The sequence below is a fragment of the Massilia oculi genome (assembly GCF_017582745.1).
Taxonomy (GTDB): domain Bacteria; phylum Pseudomonadota; class Gammaproteobacteria; order Burkholderiales; family Burkholderiaceae_D; genus Telluria; species Telluria oculi_A.
Genome location: NZ_JAFVIM010000001.1, coordinates 392,429 through 415,880, shown reverse-complemented (window position 1 = coordinate 415,880; position 23,452 = coordinate 392,429). Strand labels below are relative to the sequence as shown.

The following is a 23,452-nucleotide window of genomic DNA, read 5'->3' as shown; positions in this document are numbered from 1 at the left end:
CCATGGCCCATATCCCAGAACGGCGCTCGCTGCGCCGCCGCCTGCGCCCCTACTTCACGGTGTTCGACCTGCCGCTGACCCTGATCCTGGCCATGCTGGTGACGATCAGCATGATCACCATGATGTCGGCCGGCGCCGATTTCCCGGACCGCGTCGAGCACCAGATCCGCAACTTCCTGCTGTCGTTCGCGGTGATGTGGGTGGCCGCGAACATCGCGCCGCAAACCCTGATGCGGCTGGCGGTGCCGGTCTACGCGATCGGCGTGGCCTTGCTGGTCGCGGTCGCGATGTTCGGCCTGATCAAGAAGGGCGCGCAGCGCTGGCTGCACATCGGCGTCATCGACATCCAGCCGTCCGAGATCATGAAGATCGGCCTGCCGCTGATGCTGGCCTGGTACTTCCAGACCCGGGCCCAGGTCGCCGGCTGGAAGCATTACATCGTGGCCGCCGTGATCCTGATGATCCCGGTCGCCCTCATCATGGAGCAGCCCGACCTCGGCACCTCGCTGCTGGTCGCGTCGTCGGGCCTGTACGTGATCTTCCTGGCCGGCCTGTCGTGGAAGGCGATCGCGGCGGTGGCGGTGAGCGTCCTGGCCTTCCTGCCGATCGGCTGGTCGATGATGCACGACTACCAGCGCCAGCGGGTGATGACCCTGATCGATCCGACCTCCGACCCGCTGGGCAAGGGCTTCCACATCATCCAGTCGATCATCGCGATCGGCTCGGGAGGCGTGTCCGGCAAGGGCTATATGCAGGGCACCCAGGGCTACCTGGAATTCGTGCCGGAACGCACCACCGACTTCGTGTTCTCGGTGTATTCCGAGGAATTCGGCCTGATCGGCAACCTGTTCCTGCTGTTCGTCTACCTGCTCCTGATCGGACGCGGCCTGATGATCGCGGCCAATGCACCGAACACCTTCGGGCGCTTGCTGGCCGGTTCGATCGCGATGATTTTCTTTACTTATGCCTTCGTCAATATGGGCATGGTCTCAGGGATATTGCCTGTCGTGGGGGTGCCGCTGCCCTTCATGAGTTATGGCGGCACGGCCTTTATCACGCTCGGCCTTGGCGCCGGCATATTGATGAGTATTCAAAGACATCGTAAACTGGTACAGACCTAAACCCTCATAAAGGACAGCCAATGGGCGTTCGTACAAGCTTCCTGGCGGTCATACCGGTTGCCATTTTAGTATCGGCCTGCAGCAGTACTGGGGAACACAAGCGGCTCAATCCTTTCCCCTGGCCACATAAACCAAGCGCCAAGCACGGCAAGGCGCCCCAGCTGCCGCCCGCCAAGTCGGGCCGCGGCGGCTACTACAAGGACGACGGCCCGGGCGACAACATCCCCGATGGCCTGCTCGAGGTGCCGGACGCCGTGGTCAAGGCCGAGCCCTTCAACAAGTGGACCAGCCGTCCCTACACGGTGCTGGGCAAGACCTATACGCCGCTGGAGAACGACGCGCCGTACACCGCGCGCGGCGTCAGCACCTGGTATGGCGTCAAGTTCCATGGCCAGCGCACGGCGTCCGGCGAACTGTACGATATGTACAAGATGACGGCCGCGCATCCGACCCTGCCGATTCCGTCCTATGTGCGCGTGACCAGCCTCGATACCGGCAATTCGGTGGTGGTGCGCATCAATGACCGCGGTCCCTTCCATTCCAGCCGCATCATCGACGTCTCGTACACGGCGGCGCTCAAGCTCGGGCTGCTGGGCAAGGGCAGCCACGAAGTCGAGATCGAGCGCCTGTTCCCGGGCGATCCCATTGTACCGCCGGCGCGGATCGCGGCCGCGCGCCGCGAGGTCGCGTCGATCGCGCAGTCGGCCCCGCCCGAGATCGAGGCGCTGATGCTGGAAGACCGGATCCACTCCGACAGCGCGGCGCTGGTGAGCCAGGCGGAGCCGGCTGCTGCCGAGGCCGCTCCCGCTTCGGCTCCCGCAAGCGCCGGTCGCTATTTCATCCAGTTCGGCGCCTATGGCCGGGCCGGCACCGCCGAGGCGATGGGCGAAAAGATCACCAATGCCGGCGTCGAGCTGGGCAAGCTGGAGGTGGTGAAGGTGGGTTCCCTGAACCGCCTGTACGGCGGCCCTTACGCCAGCCGCGCCGAAGCGCTGGAAGCGATGCGCGCGCTGCCGGCCCGCCTCGGCTTCAAGCCGATCGTGGTCCAGCGCTGATTGGTCCACGTGTCGAATGCGGGGCGCTGAAGCGCCATGAAAAATGGCCGGAGAACCGGCCATTTTTCTTGAGCGGGGAGAACCGCTTATGCCTGTGCCGCGCTGCGACGACGGCGCAGGAAGCCGATGGCTGCCAGGCCGGCGCCTGCCAGCAGGACGCTCGACGGCTCAGGCACTTCGCCTGGCTCTTCGACCGGATCTTCCACTTTGGTGTAGTCCAGCACGAGGTTGCTGCCGGTCAGCAGCAGGTCGCCGACGACTTTCAGGCTCAGGCTCAGATCGCCGTTGTTGAACAGCTGGTTGATCAGGTCGCGGTCATTGATGGTGCCGGTGATCGAGAAGCCGCCCGTGTAATCCTGGGTCACGATGGTGGTTTTGGTCTTTACGTCCGACTTGTAATAATCGCACCAGAACAGGAAGCAGTCCTTGCCGTCGACGACGCGCACGGTTTTCGTGCCACCGTTCTCGCTCTTCTCGTTGTATTCGGTCGCGCCGCTGCCGAGTACCAGGTCGCCGAATGACAGTTGCGCGGTTTCCTGTTTGCTGGTCTTGGTGATCGTCTGGCCGACATCGACCGTGCGCAGATAGGCGCCGAGCGAGTTCGACCATTTGTAGTTACCGGCGTTGTAGCTGGTCTGCTTCGGGTCGCTCGTCTTGAAGGTGCCGCCGTTGTCGAGGAAGGCAAACGAGAACGTCAGGCTGTTCAATTCATACTTGCCTTCCAGGTTCGATTTGAAGACGGTATCGTAGGTCTTGCTCGACAGGCTGGTGCCGAACGAGCCGTCCAGGTTGATGGTTTCGGCAGAGGCCGAGGTCGACAATGCGCAGGCGACGGCGAGCAGTGCGGCGATGATGGTCTGTTTCATGGTTATCCCCTAGGAAATTAGAATTCAATTAAAACAACTTACTTTGACATATAGCAATTTGCGTGCCAGAAATATAAGTCTTTGTTTTGATTAACTTTAATTTTCTCGTGTCAATATTAGTGTAAGGAATTTCGACACCCGCTGCGGAGATATATTGCGCAAAAGAAAAAGCGCACCGAATGGTGCGCTTTGTCGGACAGTCGCTGGATTGCGTTCAGTTACAGTCCCGCAAATCACCTCCGGGATAGTTGCCGGCAATCCCCGCCAGCCTTGTGCGCATGGCAGGTTCGATCGCCCGATACCGATAGGCGGCGCGCATCACCTGCGGCCCGCGCGGCAGCACCTGCACGCCGCGCACGCCTTGGCGCTGCAACTGCGTCACCAGCTTCTGGGCCGCGCTGTCGGTCTTGAACACACCCAGCGAAATCGCCCAGCGCAGCGGCGAGTCGCCCTGCATGATGTAAAAATTCTCGACACCGCGCTCCTTGAGCTCGGCCGAGCGGCGCTGGGCGCCTTCGCGGCCCCCGTTCGGCGGCAGGTAGACCAGGCGGCTGGTCACTTCCTGGAAGGGGACCTCGACCCGCGACTGGCGCGCGGCGAGGTCCAGGCTTGCCACCCGCGCTTCGAAACGGCGTGCGTCCGCGGCGCTGAAAGGTCCGGCCTGGACGCAGGCGACCAGGTTGGCCGCGACGGCCACCGGCGCCGTGGGCGGGGGCGCAGGCGGGGCGGCCTCCGGCGGCGCGGGCTGTTCGGCTTCTTCCTGCTCGGCCTCGTCCAATGCGCGCTTGGCCTCGACCGCCGTCAGCTGCGTGATGCGTTCGGGCGCCAGCTGGTTCTTCAGCCGCGCCGGCTCGCGTTCGCCGGCCCCCGGCTGGCCGAGGACGCCCTGGCCATAGGCCAGCAGCGCCGCGTTCGCGGCCAGCAGCGCCCAGAATACGAATTTCAGCAAGGCGTTCCCCCTTTCGTCGAAGCGGCCGCCTGCAGGCCGACCAGCACGATATTATCGACCACCTGGTGCGCGACCTTGAGCGCTGGCGCGATATATGGCGCGGCGCCGCCCGAGACGATGCAGGCCGACGCGCGGTGGCCGGCCACGGCGCGTTCGATCGCGCCGGCCTGGGCCGACAGCACGCCGGAGAGAATCGCGTCGTTCGTGTTGTCGCCGAACAGCGCAGGCAGGGCGCCAGGGGCCACCTGCGGCAGTTGCGCCGTATTCGTGGCCAGGCTGGACGCCATCAGGGCCAGGCCGGGCAGGATCATGCCGCCTACGAACAAGCCATCCGCCGTGACCGCGTCGACCGTGGTCGCGGTGCCGCAGGTGGCGACGATCAGGTCCTGGCCGGGCGCCAGCGCAAGAGCGCCGATGGCGGCGGCGAAGCGGTCGCAGCCCAGCCGGCCCGGCTCGCGGTAGCCGTTGCGCAGGCCGGCGCGCTCACAAGTGGAGGCAAACCATTCGACCTCGATCCCCGCCGGCAGCAGGCCCGCGATGCGCGCGGCCAGTTGCGGACCGGCCACGTTCGACACCAGCGCACGGGTGGCGCCGCTGGCCGCCCATTCGGCCGCCGCCTCGTCGAGCTGCGCATGCAGGACGGCGCCGTGGGAGCGCCACTCACCGGGCGCGCAGCCGGCGTCGGTGAGCGCCCACTTGACGCGGGTATTGCCCGCGTCCACCAGCAACATCATGTCTTCACCCGCAGCGACACGTCGCCGGCCATCACGGTGATCCGGCCCTCCGCCGTGTCGAGCAGCAGGCGGCCGCTGTCGTCGACACCGGCCGCGCGGCCCTCGTGCTGCACCGTACCCTGGTCGAGCAAGACCACGGTCTCACCTTGCCAGGCGTGGCGCAGGTTCCAGCGCGCGGCGAAGGCCGCGAAGCCGCGCGTGGAGAATTCCGTCAGCGCCGCGGCCAGGCCGTCGAGCAGGGCCGCCATCAGGACGTCACGCTCCATGCGCGCCAGCCAGGGCACGCCGGCGGCGCTGCGGCCCAGCTGCGCTTCCATCTCGTCCGGCATCAGGAGGTTGAGGCCGATGCCGATCACGGTCCAGGTGCCGCCGCCCGGCGCGGACTGGGTTTCGACCAGGATGCCGGCCAGCTTGTCGCCATCCTTGAGCAGGTCGTTCGGCCATTTCAGCTGGACTTGCTGGCCCAGCGCGCCGAGGGTCTCGGCCAGCGCCACGCCGATGGCCAGCGGCAGGCCGGTAAGAAGCTGCGGACCGCCATCGAATTTCCACGCCAGCGAAAAGGTCAGCGAACCTTCGGGCGAAGACAGCCAGCTGCGGCCGGCGCGGCCACGGCCGGCGGTCTGGTGTTCGGCGACCAGCAGCAACGGTGCGGGCAGTTGCGCGGCGCGCGCCAGCAGGTCGGCATTGGTGGAGCCGGTCTGCGCCACGACTTCGACCGCCACGCCGGCCTTCGACAGCGCGCGGATGCCGTCGGCGTTCATGCTTCCCCCTGGCGCTGTTTGGTCGGCGCGCGCGCGAACAGGCGGTCGAACACGAAGTCGGGCAGCAGGCGCAGCAGCTTGGCCACGAAGCCCATCTGCCAGGGCAATACGCGGTAGCTGTCGCCGCGCGCGATTACGCTGGCGGCTTGCGCCGCGAAGCGGTCGGCGGGCATCAGGAAGGGCATGGGAAAACGGTTCTTGCTGGTCATGGGGGTGTCGATATAACCGGGGGCGATCGTCACCACCCGGATGTTGGTCGCGCGCAGCTCGAGCCGCAGCGCTTCGCAGTAGCTGTGCACCGCGGCCTTGCTGGCGCAGTAGGCGCCGGCGCCGCGCATGCCGCGAATGCCCGCCACGCTGCCGATGCCCACCAGGCGGCAGGGCGTCGCCTGCTGCCGCATGGCGGGAATGAAGGGGGCGAAGGTGGCGACCGTCGCGTTCACGTTGGTGGCGAACACCGCGTCGAACACGGCCAGGTCGGCCGGGCGGTCGGTGAGCGTGCCGTGCGAGATGCCGGCGCTGGCGACGACGACGTCGGCGCCGCCGTTGACGGCGATGAAGTCGTGCGCGGCGGCGGACAAGGCGTCGCGGTCGAGCACGTCGACCGCATAGATGTGATGCCGTTCGGGGTAGGGCAGCGAGGCGGCCAGCGCGACCAGGTGGTCGCGCCGCCGCGCCAGCAGGCCGAGCGTGGCGCCGCGCGCGGCGTATTCGCGCGCCAGGGCGGCGCCGATGCCGCTCGAGGCGCCGGTGATGAAGACGCGCTCCGTCCGCGTCATCGTGGGATCAGCGCTGGTTGCGCACGATGGCAACGTCGATGCCGCTGTCGAGCAGCTTGGCGCGCGCCTTGTTGACGGCTTCGACTTGCGTGTAAGGGCCCACGCGCACCCGGTGCAGCACGCCGCTGTCGGTGCTGCGGTCGCTGATCGCGGCCTCGAAGCCGAGCAGGGCCAGCTTGGCGCGGGTGTTCTCGGCATCCGACATCTCGCGGAAGGCGCCGGCCTGCAGGTAATAGATATAACCGTCGGTCACGGCCGCGGCGCCGGACGTGGGAGCGGCGGTGTTGACCGGACCCGGCGGCGGTGGCGGCGCGCTTGGACGCGGCTCCTGCATGCCGGCTATGGCGGCGCCCAGCGGGTCGGAATCGGGCTGCTGCTGCGGCGCCTTCGGCACGGTCGCCGGCGCGCTCGGCTGGCTTGGCGCCTGCGGCACCGGCACCGGCGCCCGGTTGCCGTACATCGGCTTGTTGGGGTCGGACGCCTGGCTCGGCTCGAGGTCGGCCGGGCGGCCCATCTTGTTGGAGCGGTCGGTGAACGGCGAGGCGCCCTTGGTGATCACGAGCGCGACCGCCACCGCGATACCGAGCCCGATGATCAGGCCGATGATGATGCCGGTCAGGGTGCTGCCGCGTTGGTAGCGTTGGCTAAGCTTCGATACGGTACGGATGACGGTCATGACGCTTTCTGGTGACGATACGTTGGGCTACGGTTCCTGTACTGCCTTCGCCTTACATCTTGTCCGGCGCCGAGACGCCGATCAGGGCCAGGCCGTTGCGCAGCACCTGGCGGGTGGCGGCGGCCAGCGCCAGGCGGGCCAGCTTGAGCGACTCGTCGTCGTCGAGCAGCCACTTGTGCGCGAAGTAGTAGCTGTGCAGCTCGCCGGCCAGTTCGCGCAGGTAGAACGCGACCTGGTGCGGGCCGAGTTCTGCCTGGGCGCGCTGCAGCATCTCGGGGTAGGCCGCCAGCTTGGCCAGCAGCTGCGACTCGTGCGATTCGGTCAGCGGCGACAGGTCGGCCTTGGCCAGGCTGGCGACGTCGCCGCCCCAGTTGGCCAGCGCCGAGCAGATGCGCGCGTGGGCGTACTGCACGTAGTAGACCGGATTCTCGTCGTTGGTCGCGAGGGCGACGTCAACGTCGAACACGAACTCGGTGTCGGCCTTGCGCGAAATCAGGAAGAAACGCACCGCGTCGCGGCCGCGCGTGACGTCGCCATTGCCCGACCATTCGATCAGGTCGCGCACGGTGACGTAGGAGCCGGCGCGCTTGGAGATCTTGACCTCTTCGCCGTTCTTCATCACGGTGACCATCTTGTGCAGCACATAGTCGGGATAGCCCTGCGGGATGCCGATGTTCACCGCCTGCAGGCCGGCGCGCACGCGCGCGATGGTGCCGTGGTGGTCGCTGCCCTGGATATTGATCGCCTGGTCGAAGCCGCGGCGGAATTTCTGGATGTGATAGGCGACATCGGGCACGAAATAGGTATAGGTGCCGTCGGACTTGCGCATCACGCGGTCCTTGTCGTCGCCGTAGTCGGTGGTCTTGAGCCACAGGGCGCCGCCGTCTTCATAGGTCTTGCCGGCATCGACCAGGGCCTGCACCGCCGTCTCGACCTTGCCGTCGGCGTACAGCGACGATTCGAGATAATAATTGTCGAACTTGACGCCAAACGCTTGAAGATCCTGATCCTGCTCGTTGCGCAGGTAGGTGACCGCGAAGCGGCGGATCGATTCGATGTCGTTCACGTCGCCGCTGGCGGTGGCCGGTGCGCCGTCGCTGGCCGACACGGTCTTTTGCGCCAGGAAGTCGGCCGCGATGTCGGCGATGTAATCGCCGTTATAGGCCGATTCCGGCCATTCGGCGTCGCCCGGCTTGAAGCCGCGTGCGCGCGCCTGCACCGAGGTGGCCAGGGTGGCGATCTGGACGCCGGCGTCGTTGTAGTAGAACTCGCGGGTCACTTCGATACCCTGCGATTCGAACAGCGACGACAGCGCATCGCCCAGCGCGGCCTGGCGGCCGTGGCCGACGTGCAGCGGACCGGTCGGGTTGGCCGAGACGAATTCGATGATCGCATGGTGGCCGCTGGCTTCGCTGGCGCGGCCGAAGGCTTCACCCTGCTCGAGCACATTGCGCACCACCGCCTGCTTGGCGGCGGCGGCCACGCGCAGGTTGATGAAGCCGGGGCCGGCGATATCGAGCGATTCGATCAGGCCCTGCGCGCCCGGCTCGGCCTGCAGCGCGGCGACCAGGCGGGTGGCCAGTTCGCGCGGATTGGTCTTGAGCTGTTTGGCCAGCTGCATGGCGATATTGCAGGCGATGTCGCCGTGCGAGGGATCGCGCGGACGCTCCAGCACCACATTGGGGGCCAGGTCGGTGCCGGCGACGATCGGGGCGAGGGCTGCCTGGAACAGGGCAACGATTTGTTGTTTTTGTTGGGCGAGCATGGGAATGGTCGAAAATAAGGTGCTACTAATAGGGACGGCGCCTGAAAAGCAGGCAAACAGTGAACATTATACTAGTTTGATGCCACGCTTTGGCTGGCCACGGCGTTCGCGATTGGCGGTTCAACAACCATATTAAGCGTCGCCAAAGGCATAACCGTTACAATGGGAGCCCATTTTCGCAACATTTTATTCGCCATGACTGACAAGCGTCCAACGCTCACCCTGAAACCCAAGGCCAGGCCCGCCGCCGACCGGCGCGGCACTGCTGCGGTTGGCCGCAATCCGGGCCAAGCCGGCGCTGGCCCGGCACGGGGGCAGGGCGGTCATGGCAAGCCCGGGCCGAGCGCATCCGGCCAGCCCCGGCCGGCCGATCCCGACCGCCGCCCGGTCGGCAAGCCGCCGCGGGTCCAGGGCGGCGACTTGCCCGGCCAGCAGCCGCGTGCGCAGCGTGCGGGGCGTGACGATGCGGTCCCGCGCCTGCGCCAGAGCCACGAAGTGAAAGTCGCGCCGCAGCGCGACTACCGTCCCGACCTCAAGTCCGACTCGCTGGCCCTGGCGCTGCTGGGCGCCGCCAGCGCCGTGGCGCGCGTGCGCGGCGGCAGTGCGCTGCCGCAGGCCCTGGCCGCCGTCTTCGCCGCCTACGACGCCACGCCGCAGGCGCGCGGCGCGATCCAGGACATCGCCTACCGCACCATGCGCCAGCTGGGGCGCAGCGAGACCCTGCTGGGCCTGATGACGAGCAAGGCGCCAGAGCCGCCGATGCTGGGCGGCCTGCTGTGCGCGGCGCTCTCCCTGCTCGATCCGCCCGAGGGCCAGGCCGCCCCCTATGAAGCCTTCACCGTGGTCGATCAGGCCGTCAGCGCGGCCGCCGCCCATCCCGATTTCGCCCATGCCAAGGCCATGGTCAATGCCGTGCTGCGGCGCTTCCTGCGCGAGCGCGAAGCGCTGGTCCGAGAGGCCCTGCGCGAGCCGCTGGCGCGCTTCAATTATCCGCAGTGGTGGATCGACACCATGCGCGCGGCCTATCCGCGCGACTGGGAAGCCGTGCTCGAGGCCGGCAATGTCCATCCGCCGCTGACCTTGCGCGTTAATCGCCGCAAGCTAGATGTCGCCGCCTATCTGGACACCCTGAACGACGCCGGCCTGCAGGCCGAGCAGGTGGGACCAAGCGCGGTGCGCCTGGCCCAGGCCATCAACGTGGCCCAGATCCCGGGCTTCGCCGATGGCGTGGTGTCGGTGCAGGACGCCGGCGCCCAGTTGGCCGCGCCGCTGCTCGACCTGAAGGACGGCATGCGCGTGCTGGACGCCTGCGCCGCCCCCGGCGGCAAGAGCGGCCACATCCTCGAGACGGCCGCCGTGCAGCTGACCTCGGTCGATACCGACCCGGCGCGCCTGGCGCGCGTGGGCGACAACCTGGGCCGCCTGGGCCTGGACGCGACCCTGCTGGCGGCCGACGCCGGCAGCCGCGATTGGTGGGATGGCCGTCAATACGATCGTATCCTGGCCGACGTGCCGTGCACCGCCTCGGGCATCGTGCGCCGCCACCCGGATATCCGCTGGCTGCGCCGCAAGTCGGATACATCCCAACTTGCAACACTTTCTTCCAAAATACTCGACAATCTTTGGCAGATGTTGCTGCCCGATGGTAAATTGCTGTTCGTGACATGTTCGCTCTGGCCCCAGGAATCGGAGGCGCAGGCAGCCGCTTTCGCGGCTCGCCACGACGCAGTCCGCCTCGATGCGCCGGGCCAACTCCTGCCGCTCGGCGGCGCCGGACAGGATCATGACGGTTTGTTCTACGCCCTGTTCCAGAAGAAAGCGGCGTAAGTTCTTTTACACTACGCGCATTTTTTAAGGCCCCGGCTCACCCGTGACGTTACGACTTTTACGCCTCCTCGCCTGCCAGCTGCTGCTGGCGCTTGCGTGCGTTGGTGCGTGGGTACCGGCGCAGGCGGCCGACGGGATCGAGATCAGCCGCGCCGCGATCGAAGCGAGCGACGACGGCTACCGGCTCAACACGGTCTACGATTTCGAGCTCAATAGCGGCCTGCGGGATGCGCTCCAGCACGGCGTGCAGCTGCATTTCACCACCGAGATCGAGCTGGTGCGGCCGCGCTGGTGGTGGCGCGACGAGCGGGCGGTGTCCGCCAAGCGCACCATCCGCATTTCCTATGACGTGCTGACGCGCCAGTATTACGTGACGGTGGTCGGCTCCTTCCAGGAACGCTTCCAGACCTTCGAGGATGCGATGTTCATGGTGCGCCGGCCGACCCGCTGGCTGATCGCGCCCAAGGGCAAGCTCAAGCCGGGCGAGGAGTATGAAGTCTCGCTGCGCATGTACATGGACCGCGAATACCTGCAGAAGCCCCTGCAGGTCAATGCCTTCAACGATTCCGACTGGCGCCTGACGTCCAGCCGGAAGACCTTCATCTATCGTGCAGAGTAGACCGGTCAACCAGGTCTTGCGCTACGCCCTCGTCGTCGGCGCAGCCGTGGTGTCCATCCTGCTGTTCCTGCTCGCCTCGGCCTCGGCCAATTCCGAATTCCTCGGCCGCTACTACGCCTGGCTGATCGGCCTGAACGGCACGGTGGCCTTCCTGCTGCTGATCTTCGTCGCGGTCGCCCTCGGCCGCCTGTATTCGCGCTACAAGGCCGGCAAGTTCGGCTCGCGCCTGATGGCGAGACTGGTGCTGCTGTTCGCCGGCATCGGCATCCTGCCCGGCGTCGTCATCTTCATGGTGTCGGTGAACTTTGTCTCCCATTCGATCGATTCCTGGTTCGACGTCAAGATCGAGTCCGCGATCGAGTCGGGCCTGAACCTGGGCCGCGCCGCGCTCGACGAATCGCTGGCCGAACTGGGCGCGACCGCGCAGACCGCCGCCGCGACCCTGGCGGGCCAGGGGGACATGAGCGCGCAGCCGGTGCTGGCGCGCCTGCTGGCCGACACCAGCGGCCTGCAAAGCGCGATGCTGGTCGACGAGAAGGGCGCGGTGCTGGCCGCGGCGCTGGAGGACCGCGGCGCCAACCTCGCGGCCGACGTGCCGAATGAACGCATGCTCAAGAGCGCCGCCATGCCGGGTGGGTATGCGCTGGCCGAAGGCGGCGTCGACCGCGACCTGAGCGAAGAAGGACTCGACGGCGTCTCGAGCGCGCTCGATGCCGTCACGGGCCTGCGCCTGCGCGTGGTGCTGGCCGTGCCCGAGCCGCCCGGCGCGCCGCAGCGCTACCTGCAGCTGCTGCAATCGGTGCCGGTCAACCTGGCCTCGAACGCCGAGGTGCTGCGTTCGGCCTACAGCGAATACCGCCTGCGCCTGGAGGCGCGCACCGGCCTGCGCAAGATGTATATCGGGATGCTGTCCCTGACCCTGCTGCTGGCGATCTTCGGCGCCGTCGGCAGCGCCTTCCTCATCGCCGGCAACCTGGCGCAGCCGCTCCTGGTGCTGGCCGAGGGCACGCAGGCGGTGGCCGAGGGCGACCTGTCGCCCAGGCCGATCGTCCAGACGAAGGACGAACTGGGCACGCTGACGCAATCGTTCAATGCCATGACCGGCCAGCTGTTCGAGGCCAGGAGCGCGGTCGAACGCAACCGCGCCGCGCTGCAAAGCGCCAAGGCCCACCTCGAGTCGGTGCTGGCGAATATGTCGGCCGGCGTGATCGTGCTCGACGCCGAGGGACTGGTGGTGAACTCGAACGACGCCGCCTACCGCATCCTGCAGGTGGAACCCGGCGCGATGGCCGGGCCGCTGGCCCGGATCCCCGGCCTGGAACACTTCTCGAACTGCATCACGCGCGCCTTCTCGGCCCAGAGCGCGCACTCGGCGGCCGAGCGGCGCAAGCGCGCCCACTGGCAGCAGCAGATCGAGATCCCGCGCCGCGGCAGCGGCGACGAACACGACCACGACCTGGTGCTGCTGGCGCGCGGCTCGCGCCTGCCGGTCGGCGCCGACAGCGGTTTCATCGTCGTGTTCGACGATATCTCGGACGTGATCACGGCCCAGCGCTCGGTGGCCTGGGGCGAGGTAGCGCGGCGCCTGGCGCACGAGATCAAGAACCCGCTCACGCCGATCCAGCTGGCGGCCGAGCGCATGCAGATGAAGCTCGAGGACAGCCTGCCGCCGAAAGAGGCCGAGCTGCTCAAGCGCGGCACCACCACCATCGTCAACCAGGTCGACGCCATGAAGCGCATGGTCGACGACTTCCGCGACTACGCGCGCACGCCGCCGGCGATGCTCGAGCCGCTCGACCTGAATGGCCTGATCGAGGAAATCCTGAACCTCTACCTGGCCGAGGACGGCCACGACGTCATCCACGCCAGCCTGGCGCCGAACCTGCCGCGCGTGATGGGCGACGCCACCCAGCTGCGCCAGGTGATCCACAACCTGGTGCAGAACGCCCAGGATGCGCTGGTCGACCGCGGCCCTGACGCGCCGCCGCCGCGCGTGGACGTGAGCACCGAGGCGATTCACTACACCGGCGCCGACGGACTCGCGGGCACCGCGGTGCGCCTGGCGATCGTCGACAACGGCCCCGGTTTCGCGCCGCGCATCCTGGCGCGCGCCTTCGAACCGTATGTCACCACCAAGGCCCGCGGCACCGGCCTCGGCCTGCCCATGGTCAAGAAAATCGTGGACGAGCACGGAGGCCGGATCGATGTCGGTAACCGTACAGATGGAGCTGGCGCAGCGGTCTCGATTTTGCTGTTAAAGTTATCCCAAGACTCGGCCCCATCAGCAAACTTGGCTTAAGTGCAAAAAAACTTATAAAATTGCACACGTGACGGGTAGAAGATCAGGAAGGTAGAAACGATGGCGAACATACTCGTAGTTGACGATGAAATGGGCATACGGGAACTCCTGTCGGAGATTCTCGGTGACGAAGGCCATGCCATCACCCTGGCCGAGAACGCGCAGCAGGCGCGCGAGGCGCGTGCGGCCGCGACGCCAGACCTGGTGTTGCTCGACATCTGGATGCCGGATACCGACGGCGTGACCCTGCTCAAGGAATGGCAGCGCGATGGCCTGCTCACGATGCCGGTCATCATGATGTCGGGCCATGCGACCATCGACACGGCGGTCGAGGCGACCCGCATCGGCGCACTGAATTTCCTCGAAAAGCCGATTGCCCTGCAAAAGCTGCTCAAGGCGGTCCAGCAAGGCCTGACGCGCGCGCAAGAGGTGGCGCGCGCACCGATGGCGCCACCGCGTCCGATCGCGCCGAGCGCGCCGCCGGTGGCGAGCGACGCCGCCATCGCCGCCCCCAGCGCGCCGATGTTCGCGCCGCCGGGCGTGCAGCCCGGCCCGGGCGTCGGCATGAGCAACGGCTCACGCATGGTGCATGCGGTGTCGCAGGGCGAGGGCACCGGCTATACGCTGTCGTTCGACCTGCCGCTGCGCGAGGCGCGCGACGCCTTCGAGCGCATGTACTTCGAGCACCACCTGGGCCGCGAAGGCGGCAGCATGACGCGCGTGGCCGAGAAGACCGGCCTCGAGCGCACCCACCTGTACCGCAAGCTCAAGCAGCTGGGCGTCGAACCGGGCAAGCTCGCCAAGAAAGGGGGATGATGGCCCTCGCGGCCACCTTCCTCGTCGTTGGGGCCAGCGCCGCCGCACGCGAACAGGCGATCGCGGCGCTGCTGGCTAATCCTTCCGCTGTCGTTTCCGCTCCCGCTGTCGCTCCCGGCGCCGGCGCAGCCACGTCTCCAGAGTTCAGCGCCGTCATCCTCGAAGGCCTGGGCGTGGCCGCCACGCCGCTGGAAACAGGGCCCGGCCTGCAGGTGGTGCGCATCGCCCCTGGTTGCTTGTGCTGCGACGGCAATCTCGTTTTGCGTGTAACATTGAATCGACTGCTGCGCCAACGCCCGGGACGCCTGTTCCTCGGCCTGGCGAGCAGCGAACACCTTGATCAGTTGCGATCGTGGCTTGCAGCGCCGCCATACGATCAGCTGTTGGCACTGAACCCCACCGTCCACGCCTGAAGGCACTTGACGGTCTTGAAATCGGTTCAGACAGCCCCACCTCTGAAGCGAAGTGAACAGCCTGCCGTACGCCGCCATGCGGCAGGGTTGCACTAATTTCTGATCGAAGGAGTCATCATGAACATGATCTATAACAGCGAACAGTACAGCGTCGTCGAGTTCGGCGTCGACCGTGAACTCGAAGCGCTGCGATTTGGCGGCTTCGAGATCGTCGACAAGGCCGGCCGTCGCGAGGCCTTCATCGGCGGCCGCCTCGCGCAATCGTTCCGGCGCGACGTCAACAACCTGATTGCCAGCGAACCCACCATGGAAGAAATCGACGACTTCCTGGGCTCGTATGACACCCTGATGAGCCAGCCAGTCGTTCTTCATTGAGCGCCTGTATTGAACCGTCGTTCCGGTCTGCTGCGCTGAAGTCCCCGAGCGCCATTGCCACCAGCGGGCGATGGCGCTTCTTTTATCCGGCATGGTAAGCTGCGCCCATGTGCCAGCTTCTCGGAATGAACTGCAATGTCCCTACCGACATTGTCTTCTCTTTTACCGGCTTCGCCCACCGCGGCGGCCGCACCGACACCCACCATGACGGCTGGGGAATCGCCTTCTTCGAAGGCAGCGGCGTACGCCATTTCGTCGATCACCAGGCCGCCATCGCCTCGCCGATCGCCGAACTGATCAAGCGTTATCCGATCAAGTCGACCAACGTCATCGCCCACATCCGCAAGGCCACCGTCGGCCACGTGGCGCTGGAAAACTGCCATCCCTTCGTGCGCGAGCTGTGGGGCCGCTACTGGGTGTTCGCCCATAACGGCGACCTCAAGGATTTCGCGCCCGCGCTCGACGGGCCCTATCGCCCGGTCGGCACCACCGACAGCGAGCTGGCCTTCTGCTATCTGCTGCAAAGCATGCGCCGCGAATTCGGCGACACCGCGCCGAGCCGTGAGGCCTTGCGCGGCCTGCTCGAACGCATCATTCCCGGCATCGCCGCGCACGGCACTTTCAATATGATGCTGTCCGACGGCACCGCGCTGTTCACCCATTGCTCGACCAAGCTGTGCTACGTGGTGCGCAAGTATCCGTTCGTGACGGCCTGCCTGTCCGACGAAGACCTGTCGGTCGATTTTTCGCAGGTGACCACGCCCGACGACCGGGTCGCGATCATCGTCACCGAACCGCTGACCACGAACGAGGAATGGACCCATTTCGCGCCGGGTGAGCTGAAAGTGTTCGTGGACGGACTGCCGCAGTAAATGCATTTATGTGGTGACAACTCCAATGTTCTCGATTAACGTTCTCTTAATAAATTAGTGCCAAGAAGACACACGCCGGGATGGATGCGGTAAAGTAGTCCGATTGACGCGAGAACGAGAACGAGATGACCGATACCGCCAGCCTCGACGAGGCCTCCCAGCCGCTACGCATGCGCCATTTCTACCTCGCGCGCCAGCCGGTGCTGGACCGCAACCAGGCGCTGTTCGGCTATGAACTGCTGTTCCGCGGCAGCGCCCAGGGCCCTGCCCATTTCGATTCGGGCCTGTCGGCCAGCGCCAGCGTCATCCACCATGCATCCCAGCTCGGCCTGCCGCGCGCGATCGGCGACGCCAACGCCTTCATCAACGTCGACAAGGACGTCCTGATGAGCGATATGTTCGCCCTCCTGCCGCGCGAGCGCACGGTGCTCGAGATCGTCGCTTCGGTCGAGCCGGACGACGCCGTCATCGAGCGCATGCGGGTTCTGGGCAAGCATGGCTTCCGCTTCGCGGCCGAGGCGGCGGCCCACGGCCCGGCGCTGTCGCGCCTGCTGCCGGTGATCGACTTCGTCAAGATGGACTTGCGCGCGCTGCCGGCCGTGACCCTGCTGTCGCTGGCGCCGCGCCTGCGCACCACGGGCAAGCGCCTGGTGGCCGAAAAAGTCGAGAACCACGGCGAATACCGCACCTGCCTGGACATCGGCTTCGATTACTTCCAGGGATATTATTTCGCCAAGCCGTCGGTGCTTTCCAGCCGCAAGCTGTCGCCGTCGCAGACGACGGTGCTCGACCTGGTGAACCTGGTGGCGTCCGATGCCGACAATGCCGAGATCGAAGGCGTGGTCAAGCGCGAGGTGACGATCGGCCTGAACCTGCTGCGCCTGGTGAACACGCCGGCGGTGGGGGCGGGCCGGCGCATCGAATCGATCAGCCAGGCCCTGACCCTGCTGGGCCGGCGCCAGCTGCAGCGCTGGCTGCAGATCCTGCTGTACGCCGAGCCGGACGTGCGCGGCCACAGCCAGAGCCCGCTCCTGCAACTGGCCACCACGCGCGCGCGCCTGATGGAGCTGCTGGCCCAGCGCCTGCGTCCCGGCCAGAAGAACGTCGCCGACGTCGCCTTCACGGTCGGCATGATGTCGCTGATGGACACGCTGTTCTGCATCCCGATGATGGACATCGTGGAGCAGATCCCCGTGATCGACGAAGTGCGCGCCGCGCTGTTGCAGCGCAGCGGCTTCTTCGGCGAGCTGCTGAAACTGGCCGAATCGATCGAGCGCATGGACGACGAGGGTGACGATATGCTGGCAGGGCTCAAGAGCCTGTCGATGGATGGCGACGACCTGGCGGAGCTCGAGGTGTCGGCGTTCGAGTGGAGCGACAAGGTGGTGCGTTACGCGATCTGAACGCCGCGTTGCAGCGAATATAAAAAACGCCGCGAATCTCGCGGCGTTTTGTTTTACAGGTTCGGCGCCAGGTGACGCTCCACCTCGGCCTTGTCCATCCCGCGCCGCTGCGCCATGTCCTCGACCTGGTCGTTGCCGATCTTCCCGACCACGAAATACTTCGATGCCGGGTGCGCGAAGTAGAAGCCCGACACCGCCGCGCCCGGATACATCGCGAACGATTCGGTCAGCTCCATGCCGATCTCCTCGGCCTGCAGCGTGCGGAACATATCGGCCTTGACCGTGTGCTCGGGACAGGCCGGATAGCCCGGCGCCGGGCGGATGCCCTGGTACTCCTCGGCGATCAGCGCCTCGTTCGACAGGTCTTCGTTCGCCACGTAGCCCCACAGGTCGGTGCGCACGCGCTCGTGCATGTACTCGGCGAAGGCTTCGGCCAGGCGGTCGGCCAGCGACTTGAGCATGATCGACGAGTAGTCGTCATGCGCCGCCTCGAAGCGCTGCTCGTGCTTCTCGATGCCGAGGCCCGCGGTCACGGCGAACATGCCGATATAGTCCGGGATGCCGCTGTCCTTCGGCGCGATGAAGTCGGCCAGGCACTGGTTGGGGCGCTGCACGCCGTCGACGACCGGCCGGACGCCCTGCTGGCGCAGGCCATAATAAGTGAAGGCCACCTGCTCGCGCGATTCGTCGGTGTACACCTCGATATCGTCGTCGTTGACCGTGTTGGCCGGCAGCAGGGCGATCGCGCCGTTGGCGGTGAGCCAGCGGCCTTCGATGATCTTCTTGAGCATGGCCTGGCCTTCGGCGTACACCTTGGTGGCGGCCTCGCCCACCACTTCGTCGTCGAGGATGGCGGGGAAGGGGCCGGCCAGGTCCCAGGTCTGGAAGAACGGGCCCCAGTCGATGTAGCGCGCGATCAGGCCCAGGTCGACATTCTTGAAGACGCGGCGCCCGATGAACTTCGGCTTGACCGGGTCGAATGCCAGCTGCGCCTTGTTGGCGCGCGCCTGCTCGAGCGTCACCATCGGCAGCGCCTTCTTGCCGGCGTGCTGGATGCGGATGCGTTCGTAGTCCTGGGCCAGTTCGATGATGTAGGCGTCGCGGGTGTCGTCGGTGACGAGCGCCTGGCCGACCGAGACCGAGCGCGACGCGTCCGGTACGTAGACCACCGGACCGTCGTAGTGCGGCGCGATCTTGACCGCGGTGTGGGCGCGGCTGGTGGTGGCGCCGCCGATCAGCAGCGGCACCTGGCGCTCGCGGAACCACGGGTCGCGCTGCATCTCGCGCGCGACGTGGGCCATCTCTTCGAGCGACGGCGTGATCAGGCCCGACAGGCCGACCATGTCGGCGTTTTCTTCCTTGGCCTTCGCCAGGATGTCGGCGCAGGGAACCATCACGCCCATGTTCACGATCTCGAAGTTATTGCACTGCAGGACCACCGAGACGATATTCTTGCCGATGTCGTGGACGTCGCCCTTGACGGTGGCGATCACCATCTTGCCCTTCGGCTTGGCGACGATGCCGGTACGCGCTTCTTCCGCCGCTTTTTCTTCTTCGATGAACGGCACCAGGTGCGCGACGGCCTGCTTCATCACGCGCGCCGACTTGACCACCTGCGGCAGGAACATCTTGCCCTGGCCGAACAGGTCGCCGACGATGTTCATGCCGTCCATCAGCGGACCTTCGATCACGTGGATCGGGCGGCCGTTGGCCGCCGCCACCTGCTGGCGCATCTCTTCGGTGTCCTCGACGATCCACTGCGTGATGCCGTGCACCAGCGCGTGCGCCAGGCGCTTCTCGACCGGCGCGTTACGCCATTCGAGGTTCTGTTCCTGTTTGGCGCCGCCGGCCTTCAGCGTGCCGGCGAATTCGATCATGCGTTCGGTCGCGTCCTTGCGGCGGTTGAGCACCACGTCTTCGACCCGCTCGCGCAGCTCGGGATCGAGGTCGTCGTAGACGCCGACCATGCCGGCGTTGACGATGCCCATGGTCAGGCCGGCCTTGATCGCGTGGTACAGGAACACGGTGTGGATCGCTTCGCGCGCCGGGTCGTTGCCGCGGAAGCTGAACGAGACGTTCGACACGCCGCCCGAGATCTTCGCGTGCGGCAGGTTGTCGCGGATCCAGGCGCAGGCTTCGATGAAGTCGTTGGCGTAGTTGTCGTGCTCTTCGATGCCGGTGGCGATGGCGAAGATGTTCGGGTCGAAGATGATGTCTTCGGGCGGGAATCCCACCTGTTCGGTCAGCACCTTGTAGGCGCGCTCGCAGATCTCGATCTTGCGCGCGAAGGTGTCGGCCTGGCCCTGCTCGTCGAAGGCCATCACGATCACGGCGGCGCCATAGCGGCGGCACAGGCGCGCCTGGCGGATGAATTCCTCCAGGCCTTCCTTCATCGAGATCGAGTTGACGATGGCCTTGCCCTGAACGCATTTCAGGCCCGCCTCGATCACCGACCACTTGGAAGAGTCGATCATCACCGGCACGCGCGAGATGTCGGGTTCCGACGCGATCAGGTTCAGGAAGCGCGTCATGGCCGCCTGCGAATCGAGCATCGCCTCGTCCATATTGATGTCGATGACCTGGGCGCCGTTCTCGACCTGCTGGCGCGCCACCGACAGCGCCTCGTCGAACTGCTCGTTCAGGATCATGCGTGCAAACGCCTTCGACCCGGTGACATTGGTGCGCTCTCCGACGTTCACGAACAGCGACGATTCGTCGATGGTAAAGGGCTCGAGGCCCGACAGGCGCATCGCGACCGGCACGTCGGGCACCTGGCGCGGAGCCTGGGTTTCCAGGATCTTCGCGATCGCCGCGATGTGCTCGGGCGTGGTGCCGCAGCAGCCGCCGGCGACGTTGATGAAGCCGGCGTCGGCGAATTCGCGCAGCAGGGCCGACGTATCGGCCGGCAGCTCGTCGAAGCCGGTATCGCTCATCGGGTTGGGCAGGCCGGCGTTCGGATAGATGCAGACGAAGGTATCGGCGATCTGCGACAGTTCTTGCGCATAGGGGCGCATCAGCGCCGCGCCGAGCGCGCAATTGAGGCCGATCGTCAGCGGCTTGGCATGCCGCACCGAATTCCAGAAGGCGGGCACGGTCTGGCCCGACAGGATGCGGCCCGAGGCGTCGGTGACGGTGCCCGAGATCATCAGGGGCAGGCGCGGCGTTTCGGGGTGCTCGTCGAAATACTGGTCGATCGCGAACAGCGCCGCCTTGCAGTTCAGGGTGTCGAAGATGGTCTCGACCAGCAGCAAATCGGCGCCGCCGTCGACCAGGCCGCGCACCTGCTCGTGGTAGGACGCGACCAGCTGGTCGAAGGTGATGTTGCGCGCCGCCGGGTCGTTGACGTCGGGCGAGATCGAGGCGGTCTTCGGGGTCGGTCCCAGGGCGCCGGCGACGAAGCGCGGCTTGTCCGGCGTGGAGTATTTGTCGCAGGCGGCGCGCGCGAGCTTCGCCGCTTCGACGTTCATCTCGTAGGCCAGGTGCGCCATGTGGTAATCCTCCTGCGCCACGCCGGTGGCGCCGAAGGTATTGGTCTCGAGCAGGTCGGCGCCGGCGGCGAGATAGCGTTCGTGGATCTCCTGGATCACCTGCGGCTGGGTGAGCGTGAGCAGCTCGTTATTCCCTTTCACGAACAGCTCGCGCTGGCCGCTGCCCTCGGGCGCCGCGAAGGTCGCGAAACGCTCGCCGCGATAGGCCGCTTCATCGAGCTTGTACTGCTGGATGATGGTGCCCATCGCGCCATCCAGGATCATGATGCGGCGCGCGAGGATCTCGCGCAGCTGGGTTTCGATCGGGGAGATGGCGGGCGTAACGGCGTTCATGATGGTGGTTTTCCAGGATGCGGCTTGACAGGCCGATTGACATTGGGCGGTCAACGATTATACGTCATGCGGCCTGTTTGGCCCGGCGGCAGGGGCGTGTATGTATCGTTATGTATTCAAACCGTCATGCGTTACATGGCGTTACATTTGTTGGGGTGGCTGCAATCTTTACGATACATGGCGAGACGACAATCAAGGTCCGCCTCCACGAGTGGCGCACGTATAGATGGGATAACCGCATGAACAAAGAATACCAACCGGATTGGGATCAAGCTATGGACCGCAACCCGGAGCCAGCAATGTCGTCGAAGCCACAAGTCGCCAGCAACGGTGTGAAACAGATCGTCACGATCCGCCTGGATGTGGATATGCTTGAATGGTTCAAGGGCGCAGGTCCCGGCTACCAGACCCGCATCAACCAGGTGCTGCGTGAGCACATGGACGCCCAGCGTACGTCGCAGGCCGAGTAAGTTTGATGGAATGGCGTCCTCGTGACGCCATTTTTTCGTCAGAGTATCGAAGTCGTCCCCGCCCTCGCCGGGCGCCTTGGCAAGGGACGACGCTTTATGAAATCGACTTCAGGAGCGCTGCGGGCGCTTCAGTTGAACGTCAACCCCGCCAGCGAAAACCCTTTCAGGAATTCCGCCGCCTTCAGGCGCTTGCCGCCAGGCTTCTGCAATTCGTTCAGGCGCAGCGCGCCTTTGCCGCAGGCGACCACGATGCCGCCGGCGTCGGCCTGCAAGACCGCGCCCGGCGCGCCGCTACCGTCAACCGCTTCGGCAGACCAGAACTTCACCGCCACGCCATCGACCACGCCATTCGCGCCGGGGAAGGGATTGAAGGCCCGCACCTTGCGCGCCAATACTTCGGCCGGCAGGCTGAAATCGAGCTTCGCTTCTTCCTTGCCGATCTTGGCCGCGTAGGTCACGCCTTCGTCCGGCTGCGGCACGGCGCTCAACTCGCCGGCCTGCATCTTGCGCAGCGCGTCGACGATCATGCGTCCGCCCAGCGCGGCCAGCTTGTCGTGCAGGCTGCCGGTTGTGTCGGAGGCCTCGATCGGCAAGCGCTCCATGGTCAGCATCGGCCCGGTATCGAGACCTTCTTCCATCTCCATGATGGTCACGCCGGTTTCCAGGTCGCCCGATTCGATCGCGCGATGGATCGGCGCGGCGCCGCGCCAGCGCGGCAGCAGCGAACCGTGGATATTGATGCAGGGGCGGATGTCGAGCGTGCTGCGCGGCAGGATCAGGCCATAGGCCGCGACCACCATCACGTCGTAGTCGATCGACTGCAATCGTTCGTGCGCGGCGACTGCCTGGGCGGCGCGCTCCGGGTCCTTGGCATCCATGCGCAGCGACAGCGGCTGCGCCACCGGCATGCCGTGCGCCAGCGCGTACTGCTTGACCGCGGAGGCTTGCAGCTGCATGCCGCGGCCGGCGGGGCGGTCGGGCTGGGTCAGGACCAGCGGGATCTCGAAGCCGGCCTCGTGCAGGGCACGCAGGGCGACGGCGGCGAACTCGGGAGTACCGGCGAAGACGACCTTCATCGCGATCAACGGCGGCCGGCGCGCTGGGCGGCGTCGCGCTGCATGCCGCGCTCTTCCTTCTGCAGCTTGGCCTTGATGCGGTTGCGCTTGAGCGGCGACAGGTATTCGACGAAGACCTTGCCCATCAGGTGGTCCATCTCGTGCTGGATGCACACGGCCAGCAGGCCGTCGGCCTCGACCTCGAACGGCTTGCCGTCGACGTCGAATGCGCTCACCTTGACCCGGGCCGGGCGCTCGACGCCGTCGTAGATGCCGGGCACCGACAGGCAGCCTTCGTCGTAGACCTGCTTTTCTTCGCTGGCCCAGGTGATTTCGGGGTTGATGAAGACCATCAGCTTTTCTTGCGCTTCGGTCACGTCGATGGTGACCACGCGTTCGTGCACGTCCACCTGGGTGGCGGCCAGGCCGACGCCGGGCGCGTCGTACATGGTTTCCGCCATGTCGGCCACCAGCTTGCGCAGGCGCTCGGTACCGAATTCGGTGACCGGCTTGGCGACCTTGTGCAGGCGCGGGTCGGGGTAGCGGAGGATGTCGAGAAGTGCCATATCGGATCGGATGTCGGTGGAGTTGTCTAGGTTGAACGGGTACTTGGCTGGCAGATAAGACAGGACGCAAACCCGCCACACGCCCTGGCGCGCAGACCTCGGTTTGCTTGCTAGTTCAGGGATTTGTGTGCAGAATTTGATTCTATACAGCAACCCTTCCGTGAGCGGGGAGCGGTACGTCGTGCTATCTCTGGCTGCGGCCGGGCCGGA

21 protein-coding genes are annotated in these 23,452 nt (G+C 66.1%); 11 read left to right on the top strand and 10 right to left on the bottom strand.

Features of this window, described 5'->3' with window-relative positions:
* Positions 1–2: 2 nt before the first annotated feature.
* The gene (rodA, locus tag J3U95_RS01965; protein WP_208277020.1) at positions 3–1,121 is read left to right on the top strand and encodes a rod shape-determining protein RodA; all 1,119 of its coding nucleotides are present in this window, start codon (positions 3–5) and stop codon (positions 1,119–1,121) included.
* Between the two features lie 20 nt (positions 1,122–1,141).
* Positions 1,142–2,176: a septal ring lytic transglycosylase RlpA family protein gene (locus tag J3U95_RS01960; RefSeq protein ID WP_208277019.1), complete on the top strand. Its 1,035-nt coding sequence runs from the start codon at positions 1,142–1,144 to the stop codon at positions 2,174–2,176.
* 86 nt (positions 2,177–2,262) lie between these two features.
* Here J3U95_RS01960 and J3U95_RS01955 read toward each other — a convergent pair whose 3' ends face one another.
* The 7 genes from J3U95_RS01955 to argS all read right to left on the bottom strand — a co-directional run bounded on the left by J3U95_RS01955 (position 2,263) and on the right by argS (position 8,706).
* Positions 2,263–3,042 carry a PEP-CTERM sorting domain-containing protein gene (locus J3U95_RS01955; protein WP_208277018.1) on the bottom strand — a complete coding sequence of 260 codons (780 nt, stop codon included), beginning with the start codon at positions 3,040–3,042 and terminating at the stop codon, positions 2,263–2,265.
* Positions 3,043–3,256: 214 nt separating this feature from the next.
* Entirely contained in the window at positions 3,257–3,991 is a 735-nt protein-coding gene (locus tag J3U95_RS01950; RefSeq protein ID WP_208277017.1) for an SPOR domain-containing protein, read from the bottom strand.
* Complete coding sequence (locus tag J3U95_RS01945; protein WP_208277016.1) at positions 3,985–4,725, bottom strand: type III pantothenate kinase; 741 nt, start codon at positions 4,723–4,725, stop codon at positions 3,985–3,987. The genes J3U95_RS01950 and J3U95_RS01945 overlap by 7 nt, the downstream gene beginning before the upstream one ends.
* The gene (locus tag J3U95_RS01940; RefSeq protein ID WP_208277015.1) at positions 4,722–5,486 is read right to left on the bottom strand and encodes a biotin--[acetyl-CoA-carboxylase] ligase; all 765 of its coding nucleotides are present in this window, start codon (positions 5,484–5,486) and stop codon (positions 4,722–4,724) included. Before J3U95_RS01940 ends, J3U95_RS01945 begins: the two co-directional genes overlap by 4 nt.
* Complete coding sequence (locus tag J3U95_RS01935; RefSeq protein WP_208277014.1) at positions 5,483–6,265, bottom strand: SDR family oxidoreductase; 783 nt, start codon at positions 6,263–6,265, stop codon at positions 5,483–5,485. The genes J3U95_RS01940 and J3U95_RS01935 overlap by 4 nt, the downstream gene beginning before the upstream one ends.
* 7 nt (positions 6,266–6,272) lie before the next feature.
* Complete coding sequence (locus J3U95_RS01930) at positions 6,273–6,941, bottom strand: SPOR domain-containing protein (RefSeq protein WP_208277013.1); 669 nt, start codon at positions 6,939–6,941, stop codon at positions 6,273–6,275.
* A gap of 52 nt (positions 6,942–6,993) precedes the next feature.
* The gene (gene argS, locus J3U95_RS01925) at positions 6,994–8,706 is read right to left on the bottom strand and encodes an arginine--tRNA ligase (protein WP_208277012.1); all 1,713 of its coding nucleotides are present in this window, start codon (positions 8,704–8,706) and stop codon (positions 6,994–6,996) included.
* A 195-nt stretch (positions 8,707–8,901) separates the two neighbouring features.
* Between argS and rsmB the strand changes: the two genes are divergently transcribed.
* The 8 genes from rsmB to J3U95_RS01885 all read left to right on the top strand — a co-directional run bounded on the left by rsmB (position 8,902) and on the right by J3U95_RS01885 (position 17,330).
* Positions 8,902–10,533, top strand: a complete 1,632-nt coding sequence (gene rsmB, locus J3U95_RS01920; RefSeq protein WP_229519574.1) for a 16S rRNA (cytosine(967)-C(5))-methyltransferase RsmB — start codon at positions 8,902–8,904, stop codon at positions 10,531–10,533.
* Between the two features lie 43 nt (positions 10,534–10,576).
* On the top strand, positions 10,577–11,152 hold the full coding sequence (locus tag J3U95_RS01915; protein WP_208277011.1) for a DUF4390 domain-containing protein: 576 nt from the start codon (positions 10,577–10,579) through the stop codon (positions 11,150–11,152).
* Positions 11,142–13,451 carry a sensor histidine kinase gene (locus J3U95_RS01910; protein ID WP_208277010.1) on the top strand — a complete coding sequence of 770 codons (2,310 nt, stop codon included), beginning with the start codon at positions 11,142–11,144 and terminating at the stop codon, positions 13,449–13,451. Before J3U95_RS01915 ends, J3U95_RS01910 begins: the two co-directional genes overlap by 11 nt.
* Positions 13,452–13,511: 60 nt before the next feature.
* Positions 13,512–14,267 (top strand): response regulator, encoded by a 756-nt coding sequence (locus J3U95_RS01905; protein ID WP_208277009.1) that lies wholly within the window; start codon positions 13,512–13,514, stop codon positions 14,265–14,267.
* Complete coding sequence (locus J3U95_RS01900) at positions 14,264–14,680, top strand: P-loop NTPase family protein (protein ID WP_208277008.1); 417 nt, start codon at positions 14,264–14,266, stop codon at positions 14,678–14,680. Before J3U95_RS01905 ends, J3U95_RS01900 begins: the two co-directional genes overlap by 4 nt.
* A 117-nt stretch (positions 14,681–14,797) precedes the next feature.
* Entirely contained in the window at positions 14,798–15,055 is a 258-nt protein-coding gene (locus tag J3U95_RS01895) for a BTH_I0359 family protein (RefSeq protein WP_005667861.1), read from the top strand.
* Between the two features lie 107 nt (positions 15,056–15,162).
* A complete protein-coding gene (locus J3U95_RS01890; protein ID WP_208277007.1) occupies positions 15,163–15,927 on the top strand; it encodes a class II glutamine amidotransferase in 765 nt (254 codons plus the stop codon).
* A 125-nt stretch (positions 15,928–16,052) separates the two neighbouring features.
* Complete coding sequence (locus J3U95_RS01885; protein WP_208277006.1) at positions 16,053–17,330, top strand: EAL and HDOD domain-containing protein; 1,278 nt, start codon at positions 16,053–16,055, stop codon at positions 17,328–17,330.
* 53 nt (positions 17,331–17,383) lie between these two features.
* Here the strand turns inward: J3U95_RS01885 and metH are convergent, their stop codons facing one another.
* Entirely contained in the window at positions 17,384–21,151 is a 3,768-nt protein-coding gene (gene metH, locus J3U95_RS01880) for a methionine synthase (RefSeq protein ID WP_208277005.1), read from the bottom strand.
* 239 nt (positions 21,152–21,390) lie between these two features.
* Here metH and J3U95_RS01875 point away from each other — a divergent pair, with 239 nt between their 5' ends.
* Positions 21,391–21,621, top strand: a complete 231-nt coding sequence (locus J3U95_RS01875) for a BrnA antitoxin family protein (protein ID WP_229415017.1) — start codon at positions 21,391–21,393, stop codon at positions 21,619–21,621.
* A 128-nt stretch (positions 21,622–21,749) separates the two neighbouring features.
* On the opposite strand, the gene fmt is transcribed toward J3U95_RS01875, so the two are convergent.
* Both fmt and def read right to left on the bottom strand, forming a co-directional pair.
* Positions 21,750–22,697: a methionyl-tRNA formyltransferase gene (gene fmt, locus J3U95_RS01870; RefSeq protein ID WP_208277004.1), complete on the bottom strand. Its 948-nt coding sequence runs from the start codon at positions 22,695–22,697 to the stop codon at positions 21,750–21,752.
* Between the two features lie 5 nt (positions 22,698–22,702).
* The gene (gene def / locus J3U95_RS01865) at positions 22,703–23,242 is read right to left on the bottom strand and encodes a peptide deformylase (RefSeq protein WP_208277003.1); all 540 of its coding nucleotides are present in this window, start codon (positions 23,240–23,242) and stop codon (positions 22,703–22,705) included.
* Positions 23,243–23,452 lie beyond the last annotated feature (210 nt).

Coding starts and splice junctions, on each gene's coding strand:
- metH (WP_208277005.1), bottom strand. CDS start 21,151: ATGAACGCCGTTACGCCCGCCATCTCCCCGATCGAAACCCAGCTGCGC.
- rodA (WP_208277020.1), top strand. CDS start 3: ATGGCCCATATCCCAGAACGGCGCTCGCTGCGCCGCCGCCTGCGCCCC.
- J3U95_RS01930 (WP_208277013.1), bottom strand. CDS start 6,941: ATGACCGTCATCCGTACCGTATCGAAGCTTAGCCAACGCTACCAACGC.
- argS (WP_208277012.1), bottom strand. CDS start 8,706: ATGCTCGCCCAACAAAAACAACAAATCGTTGCCCTGTTCCAGGCAGCC.
- J3U95_RS01890 (WP_208277007.1), top strand. CDS start 15,163: ATGTGCCAGCTTCTCGGAATGAACTGCAATGTCCCTACCGACATTGTC.
- J3U95_RS01885 (WP_208277006.1), top strand. CDS start 16,053: ATGACCGATACCGCCAGCCTCGACGAGGCCTCCCAGCCGCTACGCATG.
- def (WP_208277003.1), bottom strand. CDS start 23,242: ATGGCACTTCTCGACATCCTCCGCTACCCCGACCCGCGCCTGCACAAG.
- fmt (WP_208277004.1), bottom strand. CDS start 22,697: ATGAAGGTCGTCTTCGCCGGTACTCCCGAGTTCGCCGCCGTCGCCCTG.
- J3U95_RS01875 (WP_229415017.1), top strand. CDS start 21,391: ATGAACAAAGAATACCAACCGGATTGGGATCAAGCTATGGACCGCAAC.
- J3U95_RS01960 (WP_208277019.1), top strand. CDS start 1,142: ATGGGCGTTCGTACAAGCTTCCTGGCGGTCATACCGGTTGCCATTTTA.
- J3U95_RS01905 (WP_208277009.1), top strand. CDS start 13,512: ATGGCGAACATACTCGTAGTTGACGATGAAATGGGCATACGGGAACTC.
- J3U95_RS01895 (WP_005667861.1), top strand. CDS start 14,798: ATGAACATGATCTATAACAGCGAACAGTACAGCGTCGTCGAGTTCGGC.
- J3U95_RS01945 (WP_208277016.1), bottom strand. CDS start 4,725: ATGATGTTGCTGGTGGACGCGGGCAATACCCGCGTCAAGTGGGCGCTC.
- J3U95_RS01940 (WP_208277015.1), bottom strand. CDS start 5,486: ATGAACGCCGACGGCATCCGCGCGCTGTCGAAGGCCGGCGTGGCGGTC.
- J3U95_RS01955 (WP_208277018.1), bottom strand. CDS start 3,042: ATGAAACAGACCATCATCGCCGCACTGCTCGCCGTCGCCTGCGCATTG.
- J3U95_RS01900 (WP_208277008.1), top strand. CDS start 14,264: ATGATGGCCCTCGCGGCCACCTTCCTCGTCGTTGGGGCCAGCGCCGCC.
- rsmB (WP_229519574.1), top strand. CDS start 8,902: ATGACTGACAAGCGTCCAACGCTCACCCTGAAACCCAAGGCCAGGCCC.
- J3U95_RS01935 (WP_208277014.1), bottom strand. CDS start 6,265: ATGACGCGGACGGAGCGCGTCTTCATCACCGGCGCCTCGAGCGGCATC.